The 17,547-nt window shown below is 58.9% G+C and carries 12 protein-coding genes; 9 read left to right on the top strand and 3 right to left on the bottom strand.

All coding sequences use genetic code 11. From position 1 onward, the window contains the following. The first annotated feature begins 169 nt into the window (after window positions 1-169). On the top strand, window positions 170-1,459 hold the full coding sequence (locus BW686_RS21230; protein ID WP_084919450.1) for a M18 family aminopeptidase: 1,290 nt from the start codon (window positions 170-172) through the stop codon (window positions 1,457-1,459). Window positions 1,460-1,800: 341 nt separating this feature from the next. On the opposite strand, the gene BW686_RS21225 is transcribed toward BW686_RS21230, so the two are convergent. Continuing rightward, on the bottom strand, window positions 1,801-5,580 hold the full coding sequence (locus BW686_RS21225; RefSeq protein ID WP_084919449.1) for a beta strand repeat-containing protein: 3,780 nt from the start codon (window positions 5,578-5,580) through the stop codon (window positions 1,801-1,803). Between the two features lie 490 nt (window positions 5,581-6,070). Beyond that, window positions 6,071-6,790, bottom strand: coding sequence for a UTRA domain-containing protein (locus BW686_RS21220; RefSeq protein WP_084919448.1), 720 nt, complete (start codon window positions 6,788-6,790; stop codon window positions 6,071-6,073). Window positions 6,791-7,143: 353 nt separating this feature from the next. Here BW686_RS21220 and BW686_RS21215 point away from each other — a divergent pair, with 353 nt between their 5' ends. The 6 genes from BW686_RS21215 to BW686_RS21190 all read left to right on the top strand — a co-directional run bounded on the left by BW686_RS21215 (window position 7,144) and on the right by BW686_RS21190 (window position 12,434). After that, window positions 7,144-8,211, top strand: coding sequence for an ABC transporter substrate-binding protein (locus BW686_RS21215; RefSeq protein WP_084919447.1), 1,068 nt, complete (start codon window positions 7,144-7,146; stop codon window positions 8,209-8,211). Window positions 8,212-8,289: 78 nt separating this feature from the next. Beyond that, window positions 8,290-9,096 (top strand): alkaline phosphatase family protein, encoded by an 807-nt coding sequence (locus tag BW686_RS21210; protein ID WP_084919446.1) that lies wholly within the window; start codon window positions 8,290-8,292, stop codon window positions 9,094-9,096. Further along, window positions 9,093-9,935: an ABC transporter permease gene (locus tag BW686_RS21205; protein WP_084919445.1), complete on the top strand. Its 843-nt coding sequence runs from the start codon at window positions 9,093-9,095 to the stop codon at window positions 9,933-9,935. Before BW686_RS21210 ends, BW686_RS21205 begins: the two co-directional genes overlap by 4 nt. After that, window positions 9,922-10,719: an ABC transporter permease gene (locus BW686_RS21200; RefSeq protein WP_084919444.1), complete on the top strand. Its 798-nt coding sequence runs from the start codon at window positions 9,922-9,924 to the stop codon at window positions 10,717-10,719. Before BW686_RS21205 ends, BW686_RS21200 begins: the two co-directional genes overlap by 14 nt. 1 nt (window position 10,720) lies before the next feature. Then, complete coding sequence (locus tag BW686_RS21195; RefSeq protein ID WP_084919443.1) at window positions 10,721-11,710, top strand: ABC transporter ATP-binding protein; 990 nt, start codon at window positions 10,721-10,723, stop codon at window positions 11,708-11,710. Window positions 11,711-11,780: 70 nt separating this feature from the next. Further along, window positions 11,781-12,434, top strand: a complete 654-nt coding sequence (locus BW686_RS21190) for an HAD family hydrolase (protein ID WP_084919442.1) — start codon at window positions 11,781-11,783, stop codon at window positions 12,432-12,434. Between the two features lie 22 nt (window positions 12,435-12,456). On the opposite strand, the gene BW686_RS21185 is transcribed toward BW686_RS21190, so the two are convergent. Beyond that, window positions 12,457-13,419 (bottom strand): NAD(P)H-quinone oxidoreductase, encoded by a 963-nt coding sequence (locus BW686_RS21185; protein ID WP_084919441.1) that lies wholly within the window; start codon window positions 13,417-13,419, stop codon window positions 12,457-12,459. Window positions 13,420-13,556: 137 nt separating this feature from the next. Here BW686_RS21185 and BW686_RS21180 point away from each other — a divergent pair, with 137 nt between their 5' ends. Both BW686_RS21180 and BW686_RS21175 read left to right on the top strand, forming a co-directional pair. Continuing rightward, the gene (locus BW686_RS21180; protein ID WP_179149345.1) at window positions 13,557-15,638 is read left to right on the top strand and encodes a carboxy terminal-processing peptidase; all 2,082 of its coding nucleotides are present in this window, start codon (window positions 13,557-13,559) and stop codon (window positions 15,636-15,638) included. Between the two features lie 132 nt (window positions 15,639-15,770). After that, window positions 15,771-17,543 carry a GGDEF domain-containing protein gene (locus tag BW686_RS21175; protein WP_084919439.1) on the top strand — a complete coding sequence of 591 codons (1,773 nt, stop codon included), beginning with the start codon at window positions 15,771-15,773 and terminating at the stop codon, window positions 17,541-17,543. The last annotated feature ends 4 nt before the right edge of the window (window positions 17,544-17,547 follow it).

Here is a 17,547-nt window from a genome sequence, read left to right as displayed (position 1 = left end):
GTCAGTGCCATCGCGATCAAAAGCAAATCTAAAGCACATCTGCACCAGTGGTTACGGGCAAGACATGATGCCGCACCGTATCGGAGACATGTGCATAACGACGAACGCAACCCAAGGCAGCAAATGAGCCAATGCGGTAAACTCGCGCCATTGCTGTCTGGAGCTATTTATGCGCGACGAGTTGAACAAAGGCCTCATTGACTTCCTCAAGGCCTCGCCTACCCCCTTCCATGCCACCGCCACCCTTGTGCAACACTTCGACGCTGCGGGCTTTCAGCGCTTGGACGAACGTGACACCTGGGCCATCGAGACCGGTGGCAAGTACTACGTCACCCGCAATGACTCCTCCATTGTTGCGTTCAGGATGGGCCGTCAATCACCCCTGACCGGCGGCATTCGCATGGTCGGCGCGCACACCGACAGCCCGTGCCTGCGGGTCAAGCCGCAACCTGAGCTGCAACGTCAGGGTTTCTGGCAACTGGGTGTCGAAGTCTACGGCGGTGCGCTGTTGGCTCCGTGGTTCGACCGCGACCTGTCGCTGGCCGGGCGAGTGACCTTCCGCCGCGACGGCAAGGTCGAAAGCCAGCTGATCGACTTCAAACTGCCGATCGCCGTCATTCCCAACCTGGCGATCCACCTGAACCGTACGGCCAACGAAGGCTGGGCGATCAACCCGCAAACCGAACTGCCGCCGATTCTGGCGCAAGTGGCCGGGGACGAGCGCGCAGACTTCCGCGCCCTGCTGACTGACCAGCTTGCACGCGAGCATGGCCTGAACGCAGACGTGGTGCTTGACTACGAGCTGAGCTTTTACGACACCCAGAGCGCAGCAGTCGTTGGCCTCAATGGCGACTTCCTGGCGGGCGCTCGTCTGGACAACCTGCTGTCATGTTTCGCCGGCATGCAGGCACTGCTCGCTACCGGCAGTGACGAAACGACGCTGCTGGTCTGTACCGATCACGAAGAGGTCGGCTCATCCTCGACCTGCGGCGCGGATGGCGCGATGCTGGAGCAGATCGTCCAGCGCCTGCTGCCCAGCAGCGAGGACTACGTACGCACCATTCAGAAGTCACTGATGATTTCTGCCGACAATGCTCACGGCATACACCCCAACTATGCAGAAAAGCACGACGCCAATCACGGTCCCAAGCTCAACGCAGGGCCGGTGATCAAGGTCAACAGCAACCAGCGCTACGCCACCAACAGCGAAACTGCCGGTTTCTTCCGCCACCTGTGCATGGCTGAAGAAGTGCCGGTGCAGAGTTTCGTGGTGCGCAGCGACATGGCGTGTGGCTCTACCATCGGGCCCATCACCGCCAGCCATCTGGGCATCCGTACGGTCGACATCGGTTTGCCGACGTTTGCCATGCACTCGATCCGGGAACTGGCCGGCAGCCACGACCTGGCACACCTGGTCAAGGTCCTGGGTGCGTTCTATGCCAGCCATGAGCTGCCGTAGCCTTTGAAGCCACAACCGTTATCGCGGGGCAGTCTGCTGCCCCCGCGAATCGATTCGTAGGCATTCGACTCATAATTCAGAAAGAAAATGACAGGTCGCTTTCAGAAAAGAAACAGGATGCAGCCTTGCCTGGCTGACAATGTGCGTCGTCCTGAACATCTTGCGCACAAGGGTCGTCATGTAAATGATCCGGGGTAAGCTTTGCCTGTCCGGGAACCTGCCGACACATCCTGTCAATTCAATCGATCACTACGGGGGCTCGCTTTATCCTTGAACATACTGCCTCCCTGCCACTCTCTGCATCAACCGTGAGTGCATTATTATTACCGGCCCCGTGACGGTCAGTCCTCTTCGGGCTTGTTGACGATATCCTTTTCTTCATTCACGTAATAAGGAATATCCGCCTCCACCCCGTTCTCTCCTGTTCGGGCAACCAGTTGTCGATACCGTTTACCGTCCCAGAACCTGAAGACCAATGTTGAGTCCTCTCCGGCCGTAAGAATAGAACCTTCGCTCCCGATAAGTTTGCTACGGGCACCCGCCGTCAGAACACTGTTCTTTCCAGCGGTCAACTTGCTCTGATCTCCGGCCATGAGTGTGCAATCATGACCGCCGGTAAGTTTGCTTCGGTCGCCAGCCGTCAGGTAACTGCTGTTACCCGCCAATAACTTGCTGCGATCGCCGGCTGTCTGATTACTGTCAGCACCGGCAATCAGTCTGCTGCGGTCACCTGCCATCTGAACACTGCCAGCACCGGCAATAAGCGTGCTGCGAAAACCTGCTGTTTGAGAACTGCCTTTCCCCGCGATCAGCATGCTTTTGTGCCCGGCAACCTGAATACTTTCATGCCCCGCAATCAACGAACTGCCATAACTTGCAATCTGATTACTGCCATAGCCGGCTGTCAAGGTGCTGCGTATGCCCGATGTCAGACTGCTGCCATAGCCAGCAATAAGAACACTGCGAAGTCCTGCAATCAGCGTACTGCCGTAGCCCGCTGTCAGAAAACTCCTTATTCCGCTGGTCAAGGTACTGCCGTAACCGGCGATCAACGAACTGTCTTGCCCGGCAGTGGCAGTGCTGCCGTAACCGGCTGTCAGTGAGCTTCCGTATTCGGCGGTCTGCGTACTGCCATAACCGGCGGTCAACGTACTTTCGTAGCCTGCCGTCTGAGTGCTGCCATAGCCTGCGATCAATGAACTGCAATAACCAGCCGTGGATGTACTTCCGTAGCCCGTGGTGAGCGAGCTGTTTTCCTGCGCGGTCTGGGTACTGCCGTAACCGGCGGTCAAGATGCTTTCGTAGCCCGCCGTCTGAGTGCTGCCGTAGCCCGCAATGAGCGAGCTGGCATAGCCTGCGGTCGACGTACTGCCATAGCCTGTGACCAGGTCGCTGCGCTCCTGAGCCGTTTGGGTGCTGCCATAACCAGCGGTCAACGTACTTTCGTAGCCCGCCGTCTGAGTACTGCCGTAACCGGCGATCAGCGAGCTGGCATAGCCGGCAGTGGAGGTACTTCCATAGCCAGTGGTCAGCGAACTGCTGTCCTGCGCGGTCTGCGTACTGCCGTAACCGGCGGTCAATGTGCTCTCGTATCCTGCCGTCTGGGTGCTTCCATATCCCGCAATCAATGAGCTGGAATAGCCCGCGGTCGATGTACTGCCATAGCCGGTGACCAGGTCGCTTCGTTCCTGAGCGGTTTGTGTACTGCCATAACCGGCAGTCAGGATACTTTTAAAGCCTGCGGTCTGAGTGCTTCCATATCCGGCGATCAACGAACTGTTGGACCCTGCCGTCGAGGTGCTGCCATAGCCCGTAACAAGGTCGCTCTGCTCTCTGGCCGTCTGCGTGCTGCCATAACCGGCGGTCAGCATGCTTTTGTAACTTGCTGTCTGTGTACTGCCGTACCCGGCGATCAACGAACTGCTTGAGCCAGCGGTCTCAGTGCTGCCATAACCGGCGATCAGGTCACTGCCGTCCCTTGCAGTCTGGGTACTCCCATAGCCGGCAGTCAGCGTACTTTTGTGGCCTGCCGTCTGCGTACTTCCGTAACCCGCGATGACGAAGCTCTCATGGCCAGCGGTGCCAGTACTTCCATAACCAGCTGTCAGATTACTGTCAGCCCCGGCAGTTTGTGTGCTGCCATAGCCTGCTGTGAGCAAGCTGCCGCTGCCCGAGGTCTGTGTACTGCCATAACCGGCGATCAGTGAACTGTCGGCCCCCGCAGTCCCGGTACTGCCGTATCCGGCGGTCAGGGTGCTGCCTTCCCGGGCTGTCTGGGTACTGCCATAACCTGCCGTCAACGAGCTGTCGCTGCCCGAGGTCTGTGTACTGCCGTAACCAGCGATCAGTGAACTGTCGGCACCCGCAGTCCCGGTGCTGCCGTAACCGGACGTCAGGTTGCTGCCTTCCTGAGCCGTTTGCGTACTGCCGTACCCCGCGGTCAACGAGCTGTCGCCTCCGGAGGTTTGTGTACTGCCATAACCCGCGATCAGTGAACTGTCGGAGCCAGCCGTGCCAGTGCTGCCGTAGCCAGCGGTCAGGTTGCTGCCTTCCTGAGCCGTTTGCGTGCTGCCGTAGCCTGCGGTCAACGAGCTGTCGCCTCCGGAGGTTTGTGTACTGCCGTAACCCGCGATCAGTGAACTGTCGGAGCCAGCAGTGCCGGTGCTGCCGTAGCCAGCGGTCAGGTTGCTGCCTTCCTGAGCCGTTTGCGTGCTGCCGTAGCCTGCGGTCAACGAGCTGTCGCCTCCGGAGGTTTGTGTACTGCCGTAACCCGCGATCAGTGAACTGTCGGAGCCAGCAGTGCCGGTGCTGCCGTAGCCGGACGTCAGGTTGCTGCCCTCCTGAGCCGTTTGCGTACTGCCATACCCTGCGGTCAGCGAGCTGTCGCTGCCCGAGGTTTGCGTACTGCCATAGCCAGCGATCAGTGAACTGTCGGAGCCTGCAGTGCCGGTGCTTCCATAGCCGGACGTCAGGTTGCTGCCTTCCTGAGCCGTTTGCGTACTGCCATACCCTGCGGTCAGCGAGCTGTCGCTGCCCGAGGTTTGCGTACTGCCATAGCCAGCGATCAGTGAACTGTCGGAGCCTGCAGTGCCGGTGCTTCCATAGCCGGACGTCAGGTTGCTGCCTTCCTGAGCCGTTTGCGTACTGCCATACCCTGCGGTCAGCGAGCTGTCGCTGCCCGAGGTTTGCGTACTGCCATAACCGGCGATCAGTGAACTGTCGGAGCCAGCCGTGCCAGTGCTGCCGTAGCCAGCGGTCAGGTTGCTGCCTTCCTGAGCCGTTTGCGTGCTGCCGTAGCCCGCTGTAAGTGCGCTATCGCCTCCCGCGGTCTGCGTGCTGCCATAGCCGGCGATGAGCGAGCTGTCGGGACCCGCCGTCCCGGTGCTGCCATAACCGGCAGTCAGATGGCTGCCCTCCTGAGCGGTCTGGGTACTCCCGTAGCCGGCCCTGAGCGAGCTATCACTTCCAGAGGTTTGCGTGCTGCCATAACCGGCAGTCAGCGAGCTGTCTGAGCCTGCGGTGCCGGTGCTGCCGTATCCGGCCGTCAGATCACTGTGATTTCCCGCCGTTTCGGTGCTCCCGTAACCTGCGACAAGCTGGCTGTGGTCTTCGCCAGTCAGCGTGCTGCCGTAAGTCGCTGTCTGCAATGTCTGCGTGGTGACAGCAAGAAGATGCCCCGTGCTGTCAGGAGTGCCGACGAGTGCCACATCAAACACTTCATGACTGACGACCCGTTCCCCGCCGGACGAATGGACCTCTATGGGAGCAGATGGCATGGCCGATACATAGGTGAGCCGGTGCATCGAGATGTAATGAGCGGCGCTGCTCTTGTCGCCGACATGAACGACCTGCGCACGATGGAATTTCACCATTCCGTTTTCGGGCAACACGATGAGGTCTGCAATGTCGACTTCACAGACAACCCATCGCGCATCAGCGTGCAGGCTCAGAAAAGCGCTGGTTCCGGCCCCCCATAACAAGCCCACCAGTCCATTTTCATGCCCTTTTGCAGGTTGCCAGTACTTGCACTCCACACTTCCTGATACAGGCCATATAAGACCGCAATGGTCGGCCATGTTATTTGCACACGTGCGCAATACCAACGCTTTTTCGATATTCATTACAGCGCCCTCATAGATCCCTTAAATGAAAGCAGTCGCCATTATCGATTCACACTCTAACTGTCGACCACCGTGTCATTCTCGCACCCGAACACGGAGAAGACGCCAAAGTAACCTGCCAACTAGCGCAACGCCTCGCCGCACTAAGAACTTACCACAACACACTAAGAATACTTCATGAACATTGTCTTTTTTACTTATTTCTTTTTAAGAACCGCCATAAGAACAGGCTATTTCAGGACCACAAAACCTTTCAAATTACGCTCGCCCCGCCGCCCATTACAGTCACTTTTTCATTAAATTTTTAAATCGCTTATTCGTTCACTCATGCGCACGCACGGAAAAACCTATTAAACCGGGGGCATCAGAAAACAATAAGGGGCGTGGGCATATCATCTAACCCGACAACTAATAACGTCCTGAATACAGCGACATCTATGCCCTGACGCTTGGGGAGGGGTTACGTATTCTGGAGATTTACGCTGAGCGATCAGTCGGCTCTCACCCTGGCACGCACATGAATCGCATCATGTCGCCAGTACTCGAGGTCGCAGTCGATCAGCCGGTCATTGCGGTCATAGTTGACCCGCGCAATGCGCAGGCCTGGGCTGCCGAGGGAAACCTTCAGCGCAGCGGCTGCTTCGGCGTGCAACGCAGTGGGCACGATATCGAAGCGCACCTGACCGTAGTGAATGTCATAGCCCCGTGCGTACAGTTCGGTGAGCGACTCGTTCAGGTCATGTTCGAGAATGCCGGGGAACAGTTCCGGCCTCAAATAATGCTCCACGTAAAGCACCAGACGCTGATCGATACGCCGCGCGCGGCAGATCTGGATCACGCTCGACAGCGCGGGCAGCTCCAGCATCTCGCAGATCATGGCTGAAGCCGGTTGCAGACGCGCCGAAAGCAACTGAGTGTGTGCCACCCTTCCCTGCGCGCAGACCATCGCGTGAAAATGACTGCGCTGAATCAGGTCGTAAGCCAGGCGCGGCGGCGATATGAACCAGCCTCGCCGCTCTTCGCGGTAGATCAGCCCTTGGGCCTCCAGTTGCAAAAGCGCCTCACGCAGCGTGATGCGGGTGGTGTCGAACACTTCACTGAGCTTGCGTTCGGCAGGCAGTTTGCTGCCGTGCGGCAACAAGCCATGTTCTATCTGTTCCTGCAGAGCGTTGCAGATGGTTGTAACCGCTCGTGGTACATCTTCGCGCATTCCTGTACCCGTCTGGACTAGACCAGCCCTCTCGCGGAGCACACATCAGTGCTGCAACCGCCGTTAACTCCATCGTTGCAAGCCTAGGCTGGCCAGATGACCGTCCTGTGACATGGCTTATCACGATCCATGCCAGACAGCGTCGAAAAAGCCTTGAACCCCAATGAATCAGGAACTTTGCAATGGTCTACGCTTAGCCCGAAGCACTGCCAGGCCGCGGGAAAAACGGAAATCTCCGCCATCCCCGACACGAAAATGTCATGCAACACGCCTAACTTGGCTCAGGTATTGCTGATCTAGACCAAACCATCCGCGATGAAGACTTCCGCTAAAGAAGTTCACAGGAGCTCCGAATGAAACATCTTTTGTTGGCATCACTCCTCGGTTCAGCCATGGCAATGAGTTCCCTGGTCATGGCTGCGGACACAGATCTTAAAACACTGGAAGCGGCGGCCAAGGCCGAAGGCGCGGTCAACAGTCTCGGCATGCCGGATGACTGGGCCAACTGGGGCGGTATCTGGAAAGACCTTGAAACCAAATACGGTCTCAAGCATATGGACACCGACATGAGTTCGGCCCAGGAGATCGCCAAGTTCGAGGCGGAGAAAGACAACGCCAGCGGTGACATCGGCGACGTCGGTGCCGCGTTCGGCCCTATTGCTGCTGCAAAAGGTGTGACCCAACCCTACAAGCCGACCACCTGGGAGCAGATCCCGGACTGGGCCAAGGACAAGGACGGCCACTGGGCGCTGGCCTACACCGGCACCATCGCCTTCATCGTCAACAAGAACCTGCTGCACGGCTCTGAAATACCCAAAAGCTGGGCTGACCTGAAAACCGGCAAATACAAAGTCTCGATTGGTGACGTGAGCACCGCTGCACAAGCCGCAAACGGCGTGCTGGCAGCGGCCTTCGCCATGAAAGGCGATGAAACCAACATCGAGCCGGGCCTGGCACTGTTCACCGAGCTGGCCAAGCAAAAGCGTCTCTCGCTGGCCAATCCGACCATCCAGACCATGGAAAAAGGCGAAATCGAAGTGGGTGTGGTCTGGGACTTCAACGGCCTGAGCTACAAGGCCAAGATGACCAAGCCTGATGATTACGTCGTGCTGATCCCGTCGGACGGCTCGGTGATTTCCGGCTACACCACCATCATCAACAAATACGCCAAGCACCCGAACGCTGCCAAGCTGGCGCGTGAATACACGTTCAGCGATGCCGGTCAGATCAACTTGGCCAAAGGCAATGCACGTCCGATTCGTGCCGAGCACATCAAATTGCCTGAAGACGTACAAGCCAAGTTGCTGCCGCATGAACAGTACAAGAACGTAACACCGATCAAAGACGCAGCCGCCTGGGAAAAAACGTCCAAAGCCCTGCCTCAGAAGTGGAACGAACAAGTCATCATCGAGATGAACTGATCCTCCGCTGCGACTCAAGGATGAAGTCGTGTCCACCGGGCGAGCATGTCTCGCCCGTTTTGCCAGAGCGAGTCGCCCATGAAACGCAACGTCATCCTGATCGTGCTCGATGGCCTCAACTACGACGTGGCCCGCCACGCGATGGGCCATCTTCAGGCCTGGCACACGGCCGGTCGTGCAGCGCTCTACAAACTGGAGTGCGAGCTGCCCGCCCTCTCCCGACCGCTGTACGAATGCATCCTGACCGGAGTCGCGCCCATCGACAGCGGCATCGTGCATAACAATGTCTCGCGCCTGTCCCGTGAACGCAGCATCTTTCACTATGCCCGTGACGCAGGGTTGAGTACGGCAGCGGCGGCTTATCATTGGGTCAGCGAGCTGTACAACCGTACGCCATTCGACGCAGCACGAGACCGTTATACCGACGCCCCCGAACTGCCGATTCAGCACGGGCTGTTCTACTGGGCCGATCACTACCCGGACTCGCACCTGTTTGCCGACGCCGAGAGCCTGCGCCTGAAGCACGCGCCGGACTTTCTGCTGATACACCCCATGAATATCGACGACGCCGGGCACAAGCACGGTCTCGACACACCGCAATACCGCAACAGCGCCCGAAGTGCCGACATCATTCTGGCGGATTACCTGCAACGCTGGCTGGACGCGGGTTATCAGGTGCTGGTGACCGCCGACCACGGCATGAACAATGACCGCTCGCACAACGGCCTGCTAACGGAAGAACGCGAGGTGCCGCTGTTCGTGCTGGGTGACGCGTTCAGCCTGAATGCCGATGCAGCGCCGCGCCAGACCGACCTGTGCGGCACGATCTGCGAGCTGCTCGGCGTCCCCCATGACAAGCCGGTCTGCCGGGAGATTCTCAATTGACCCGATTTTCCCGAGGCAAATGGCTGGCGCTCTTGTGCCTGGTGCCTTTTGCGCTGTTCTTCATCGTCTTTCAGATCGCGCCGCTGCTCTGGGTAGCGATCAACAGCCTGCAAAGCGACGCGGGCTGGGGTTGGGACAATTTCGTCAGGGCGTTCAGCTCTAAGTTCTATCGCCAGGCCATCCAGTACAGCCTGGAGATCAGCTTCTGGTCGAGCCTGTTCGGCATCATCATTTCCGTCCTCGGCTCCTATTCGCTGCGCAAGGTGGATTCGCGACTGAGGGATTTCGTCAACTCGTTCGCCAACATGACCAGCAACTTTGCCGGTGTCCCGCTGGCGTTCGCCTTCATCATCCTGTTGGGCTTCAACGGCGCGCTGACGCTGATCCTCAAACAGGCCGGCATCATCGATGACTTCAACCTGTATTCCAAAGCCGGGCTGATCATTCTCTACACCTACTTCCAGATTCCGCTCGGCGTGCTGTTGCTGTACCCCGCATTCGATGCCGTGCGCGAGGACTGGAACGAGTCAGCGGCGCTGCTGGGCGCAAGCAGCTACCAGTTCTGGCGCTACATCGGCTTGCCGGTCCTGACACCTGCACTGCTCGGCACCTTCGTGATTCTGCTGGCCAATGCGCTGGGCGCCTACGCCACGGTCTACGCCCTGACCACCGGCAACTTCAACGTACTGCCGATCCGCATTGCCGCAATGGTGGCAGGCGATATAACGCTGGACCCGAACATGGCCAGCGCGCTGGCGATGATTCTGGTCGGCCTCATGACGCTGGTCACCGTGATCCATCAGTGGCTGTTGAAAAGGAGCTACCATGTCACGCGCTGAACGAGGGCCTGCAGGCTTCTACCACAAGGCCGTGGTCTACCTGCTGTTTCTGATCCTGCTGCTGCCGCTGGCCGGCACCTTTCTGTACTCGATCGCGACCAGTTGGTCGGCAACCATTCTGCCCAGTGGCCTGACGTTCAAGTGGTACGTGGCGCTGTGGAGTGACCCGCGCTTTCTGATGGCGTTCGGCCAATCGCTGTTGGTCTGCTTCGGCGCGCTGATTCTGTCGGTGGTGCTGATCCTGCCGTTGCTGTTCGTGGTGCATTACTACTTTCCGCGTCTGGACGGGTTGATGAACATCCTGATCCTGATGCCTTTTGCCGTGCCGCCTGTGGTGTCATCGGTGGGCCTGCTGCAGCTCTATGGCTCAGGCCCGATGGCGATGGTCGGTACGCCGTGGATTCTGATCGGCTGCTATTTCACGGTCGCCCTGCCCTTCATGTACCGCGCAATCACCAACAACCTTCAGGCGATCAACCTGACCGACCTGATGGATGCTGCGCAACTGCTCGGGGCCAGCACCTGGCAAGCGGCATTCATGGTCGTGCTGCCCAACCTGCGCAAGGGCCTGATGATTGCCCTGCTGCTGTCGTTCTCCTTTCTGTTCGGCGAGTTCGTGTTCGCCAACCTGCTGGTCGGCACCCGTTACGAAACCCTGCAGGTCTACCTGAACAACATGCGTAACAGCAGCGGTCATTTCAACAGCGCGCTGGTGATTTCCTATTTCTTCTTCGTGCTGGTGCTGACCTGGGCCGCCAATCGACTGAACAAGGACAAAGACTGAAATGAGTTTTGTCAGCATTGAAAACCTGCAAAAAAGCTACGCCAGCACGTCGGTGTTCAGCGATATCAATTGCAGCATCCAGAAAGGCGAGTTCGTCACCCTGCTCGGTCCGTCCGGTTGCGGCAAATCCACCCTGCTGCGCTGCATCGCCGGGCTGACCCCGGTCAACAGCGGCCGTATCCTGCTGGACGGCAGCGACCTGGTACCGCTCACGCCTCAAAAGCGCAACATCGGCATGGTGTTCCAGAGCTATGCGTTGTTTCCCAACATGACGGTGGAACAGAACGTCGCCTTTGGCCTGCGCATGCAGAAAGTCGGTGCGGACGATAGCGAAAAGCGTGTCGCCGAGATTCTACGGATGGTCGAACTGCACGACTTCGCCAAGCGCTATCCGCATCAACTGTCCGGTGGCCAGTGTCAACGGGTGGCCCTCGCCCGCTCGCTGGTCACCCGCCCGCGCCTGCTGCTGCTCGATGAGCCGCTGTCAGCGCTGGATGCGCGGATACGCAAACACTTGCGCGAGCAAATCCGCGCCATCCAGCGAGAACTGAGCCTGACCACTATTTTCGTGACCCACGATCAGGAAGAAGCGCTGACCCTGTCAGACCGTATTTTCCTGATGAATCAGGGCCGGATCGTGCAGAGTGGCGATGCAGAAACCCTCTACACCGCGCCAGTAGACGTGTTTGCCGCCGGCTTCATCGGCAATTACAACTTGCTGGACGCCGACGACGCCACGCGCCTGATGCAACGTCCGATCGCCAGCCGCGTGGCCATTCGCCCCGAATCGATCCAATTGAGCCTGACGGGCGAACTGGAAGGCGAAGTCCGCAGTCACAGTCTGCTCGGCAACGTCATCCGTTACCGCATACAGGCTCGCGGTGTAGACCTGGTGGTCGACGTCCTGAACCGCAGCGCCGATGATCTGCACCCGGATGGCCGACGCGTGACGCTGAACATCGAGCCGTCAGCGTTGTGCGCACTGGAGTGATGCCGGGCTTTAACGTGCCGTTCGAAGCCAGAAGCCGACGGCCGATTTGATCAATATTTAGGAGAAGCACATGCCCCTGGCCATTTTTGACCTCGACGAAACCCTGATCGGTGGCGACTGCGCCACGCTCTGGAGCGAACAGATGGGTCGCCTGGGCTGGGTCGACCCGACGTCCTTCATGCAGCGCAACGACGAGCTGATGGCCGCCTACAGCGCGGGCGAACTGGCGATGGAAGATTTCATGGCATTCAGTCTGGAACCTATGGCTGGCCGCACGCCTGAAGAAATCGATCATCTGGTCGGGCCGTGGGTCGAGGATGTGATCGAGCCGATCATCTACAGCGACGCCTGTCAATGCATCGCCCAGCATCGCGCCAGGGGGGACCGGATTCTGGTGATCTCGGCGTCAGGGGTGCATCTGGTCAAACCGATTGCCGAACGCCTGGGCATTGATGAGGTGTTGGGTATCGAGCTGGACGTGCAGCATGGCGTGTACAGCGGTGCCACGGTCGGCGTGCTGACCTACCGGGAAGGCAAGATCACGCGCCTGATGGAGTGGCTGGATGCCGAAGGGGAAAACCTTGAGGGCGCAAGCTTTTACTCCGACTCGCGCAATGACCTGCCTCTGCTGCTCAAGGTTGACCACCCTCACGTGGTCAACCCCGACGCCGTGCTACTGGAGCATGCGCAGCAAGCGGGCTGGCCGGTGCATCACTGGAACTGAACCCGGCAGCAGCACCGCCCCGTTACACCAGACTTTCGTCAATCACCAGCACGATCTTGCCGGACACGTTATTGGTCGCCAGCTCTTCGAACGCCGCTTCGGCATCCTTGATCGCAAAGGATTTTGCCAGTTGCGGCTTGAGGCGGCCTTCGGTGAACAGCGGCCAGACGTGCTGCCCCAGATCGCGGATCAGATCGGCCTTGAACGTTTCGTCACGACTGCGCAACGTCGAACCCATCAACTGGATGCGCTTGCCCAGCACATGCGCAAGGTCCACCTGCGCCTCGCGCCCGCTCATGACGCCGATCAACACCCAGCGGCCGTCCAGGGCCAAGAGTTTGACATTGAGTTCGGCGTAGCTGGCGCCGACCGGATCGAGAATGACGTTGAACGGTGCAAAGTCGTTCAGGCCTTCCAGACTCTCGCTGCGCACAACCCCGCCCTGCGCACCCAGTTCGACACAATAAGCCAGACGCTCGGTCGAACCGACACTGACCCAGACCGGATTGCCGAACGCCTTGCAAAGCTGAATACCGGCTGAACCAACCCCACTTGCGCCCGCGTGCAACAACACTTTTTCACCGGGCTGCAAACCGGCCAGTTGAAACAGGTTCAGCCAGGCGGTGGCGTACACCTCCGGAATGGCCGCAGCCTCGTGCAGCGACAACCCTTCAGGCACCGGCAACACATGCCGCGCATCGACCACCACTTCTTCGGCCATTGCCCCGCCTGCCAACAGCGCGCAGACGCGGTCTCCAACCTGCCAGGACGTTCCCGCACCGACTTCGGCGATCACACCCGAGCACTCCAGACCCAGTGTTTCGGTCACGCCTGGCGGCGGCGGATATTTCCCGGCGCGCTGTAACAAATCGGCGCGATTCAAACCTGCCGCCGCCACTTTGATACGTACTTGTCCCACATCGAGGGCCGGACTTGACTCCTCGACCCATTCCACATGACCTTCAACGCCTTGCAATGCCTTCACAGTGCCTCCATAGTGAGTCCAGACTGAGCCCGCGGCTGTTTGCCCGGGCTTTTGCATTATGCGGCCGGGTCCAAGGGAACCGGCGACCTCACAGACGGCCTAATATGCGTTATCAATTGTCCTCGCGTCGAATCAGCATGAAGCAACTATTTCCCAGCACTGCCCTCGCACTGTTTGTCGGCCTTAGCGTTTTGCCGATGTCAGCCAGCACATTTGCCGCCAATAGCTGGGATAATCTTCAGCCTGACCGCGACGAAGTGATTGCCAGTCTCAACGTGGTTGAGCTGCTCAAGCGACATCACTACAGCAAGCCGCCCCTGGACGACAAGCGTTCAGCGATTATTTATCAGAGCTACATCAAGCAACTGGACCCCTCGCGCAGCTATTTCATGGCCAGCGACATTGCCGAGTTCGACAAGTGGCAGTTCCAGTTCGATGACTTCCTGAAAAGCGGCGACCTGAACCCTGGCTTCACGATCTACAAGCGTTATCTGGACCGCATCAAGGCGCGTCTGGACTTCGCCCTGGCAGAACTGGGCAAAGGCGTCGACAAGCTCGACTTCACGACCAAGGAAACCCTGCTGGTGGACCGCAAGGACGCCGCGTGGCCTAAAGATACCGCCGAGCTGGATGAACTGTGGCGCAAGCGTATCAAGGACGAAGTCCTGCGCCTGAAGATCGCCGGCAAAGACCCGGCGAAGATTCAGGAAACCCTGACCAAGCGCTACAAGAATCAGCAGGCTCGTCTGAACCAGACCCGCGCCGAAGATATCTTCCAGGCTTACATCAACACCTTTGCCATGTCTTACGATCCGCACACCAACTACCTGTCGCCTGACAGCGCGGAAAACTTCGACATCAACATGAGCCTGTCGCTGGAAGGCATCGGCGCCGTGTTGCAGAGCGATAACGACAACGTGAAGATCGTGCGCCTGGTGCCGGCCGGTCCGGCGGCCAAGACCAAGCAGGTCGCGCCCGCTGACAAGATCGTTGCCGTGGCGCAGGGCGACAAGGAAATGGTCGACGTGATCGGCTGGCGTCTGGACGAAGTGGTCAAGCTGATCCGCGGTCCGAAAGGCTCCGTGGTGCGTCTGGAGATCATCCCGGCCAGCAACGCACCGAACGACCAGACCAGCAAGATCGTCTCCATCACCCGTGAAGCGGTGAAACTTGAAGAACAGGCGGCCAAGAAGTCGATCCTGCACCTCAAGCAGGACGGCAAGGATTACAAGCTTGGCGTCATCGACATTCCGGCGTTTTATCTGGACTTCAAGGCCTACCGTGCTGGCGATCCGGAATACAAGAGCACGACCCGTGACGTGAAGAAACTGCTCACTGAACTGCAGGCCGAGAAGGTCGACGGCGTGGTGCTGGACCTTCGCAACAACGGCGGCGGTTCGCTCCAGGAAGCCACCGAGCTGACCAGCCTGTTTATCGACAAAGGCCCGACCGTGCTGGTGCGTAACGCAGACGGCAAGGTCGACGTGCTGGAAGACGAAGCCAAAGGTGCCTTCTACAAAGGCCCGATGGCGCTGCTGGTCAACCGCCTGTCCGCTTCGGCGTCAGAGATTTTTGCCGGCGCCATGCAGGACTATCACCGCGCGCTGGTCATCGGTGGCCAGACCTTCGGCAAAGGCACCGTGCAGACCATTCAGCCGCTTAATCATGGCGAGCTGAAGCTGACCTTGGCGAAGTTCTACCGCGTCTCCGGTCAGAGCACGCAGCATCAGGGCGTCGTGCCGGACATCACTTATCCGTCGCTGATCGACACCAAGGAAATCGGCGAGAGCGCGCTGCCCGAAGCCATGCCATGGGACAGCATCAAACCGGCGATCAAGCCCGCCATCGATCCGTTCAAGCCGTTCCTTGCCCAGTTGCAGGCCCGTCATGAAGCACGCTCGGCCAAAGACGCCGAGTTTGTGTTCATTGAAGATCGCCTTGCACTGGCCAAGAAGCTGATGAACGAAAAGACGGTCAGCCTCAATGAAGCCGACCGTCGCGCTGAACACGCCTCCATCGAAAGCAAGCAGCTCGCACTGGAAAACACACGCCGCAAGGCCAAGGGTGAAGAGCCGCTCAAAGAGCTGAAAAAGGAAGATGAAGACGCACTGCCCGTCGAAGACGAGAAGACCAAACCCGAGGACGACGCCTACCTGGCCGAGACCGGGCGCATCCTGATCGACTATCTGGGACTGAGTGCTGCGGTGGCGAAAAAGTAAGACCGACTCGTTGATGGCTATTTAGTTTCAACGTCATCAAACAGTCATGAAGCTGTCGTGAAATACGGGGCTGAACGTGCAAGCGTTCAGCCCTTTTCATTGCTCCCTCTTTTATGACCCCTCGAGACGACCATGACCGTAACCGAACAGTTGAGCGCACTGAGTTCCATTCTGGCTCGTGGTGATTTGCACAGCTTGTTCCAACCCATCATTTCGCTGTCCGAGCGTCGAATCCTGGGTTATGAGGCCCTCACGCGAGGCCCTTCCAACAGCCCGCTGCACTCCCCGCTCAACCTGTTTGCCATTGCCCGTCAGGCCGGCCGTCTGAGCGAGCTGGAGCTGAGTTGTAGAGACAGCGCATGCCGCCGCTTCAGTCAGCAAAAATTGCCAGGCAAGCTGTTCCTGAACGTCTCGCCTGAATCGCTGCTTGAAACATCGCACCCGCCTGGTCGCACCCTGGAAATGCTGCGCCGCTATCAGATCGCCCCCAAGGACGTTGTCATCGAGCTGACCGAGCAAATGCCGACCGATGATTTCAATTTGCTGTACAACGCGCTGCACCATTACCGCGACATGGGCTTCTCCATTGCGCTGGACGATCTCGGCGCCGGCTATTCCAGCTTGCGACTGTGGTCGGAGCTGCGGCCTGACTATGTAAAGATCGATCGGCATTTCATCGACGGCATTCATCAGGATGCGGTAAAACGCGAGTTTGTCGGCTCCATGCTGCAAATGGCCAAAGCCTCCAGAGCGACGGTGATTGCCGAAGGGATCGAACTGCCGGAAGAGCTGGCGATACTCAAGGACATGGGCGTGGATCTGGTGCAAGGCTATCTGCTGGCCCGCCCCCAGGAGCGCCCGCCTCGCGATACCCGCGCCATGCTGCCCAAGGCAGAGACCGCCATCGCCCCCCTGAACGAAGAGGCGGCAGATCTTTCGGCCCTGCTGAACCCGCAACCATCAGTGAGCCAAGGCACCCCCACGGCTGAAGTGCTTGAAGCATTCCGCAGGCAGGCCAACCTCAATTCGTTGGCAGTGCTGGATGACGACGCCAGACCTTGTGGCATCGTGCATCGGCACTCCTTGTCCGAGGCCCTGCTCAAGCCGTTCGGCACCGAACTGTTTGCCCGCAAGCCGATCAGCCGCCTGATGAGCGATGATTTCCTGGCGGTGGAAGTCAGCCAGTCGTTGCAGCAAGTCAGCCGGCTGCTGACGAGCCGTGCCAGGCAGCGCATTGAAGAAGACTTCATCATTACGCTCAACGGCACCTACCTGGGGCTGGGCCGGGTGATCGACGTGTTGAAACTGATTACCGAGATGAAGATCCAGCAGGCCCGCTATGCCAACCCGCTGACCCTGCTGCCCGGAAACGTCCCGATTCAGCAATGCCTGACCCGCCTGTTGCAACAGGGCCGCGAATCGATGATCTGCTACGTCGACATCGACAGCTTCAAACCCTTCAATGACATTTACGGCTATGCCCGTGGCGACGAAGTGCTGCTCTGCCTGGCGCAGTGCCTGAACGACCGCATTGACCCGAGCCGCGATTTTGTCGGGCACATCGGCGGAGACGATTTTCTGATGGTGCTGGGGTTTGACGACTGGGAACGGCGGCTGAAAAGCCTGCTGGACGACTTTCAGAATCAATGCCGTCGCTTCTACCGCGCCGAACACCTGGAAGCGGGCTGCTTTGTCGCCCTCAATCGTCAAGGGCAGCGTCAGGAGTTTCCTCTGCTGTCACTGTCGATTGGCGTGGTACACCTGCATGAAGAGAGCTGCGCCCACGTCGACGCCAGCCAACTGGCAGACCTGGCCTCACAAGCCAAACACTTCGCCAAAGACATCGCGGGCGCGAGCATCCATGTGATCGACTCGACGCGGATGGACTTGCTGCTGCGGGCGTGAGGGC

The organism is Pseudomonas syringae (genome assembly GCF_002157375.1).
GTDB classification, from domain to species: domain Bacteria; phylum Pseudomonadota; class Gammaproteobacteria; order Pseudomonadales; family Pseudomonadaceae; genus Aquipseudomonas; species Aquipseudomonas syringae_T.
This window is presented reverse-complemented; position numbering and strand designations above follow the sequence as displayed.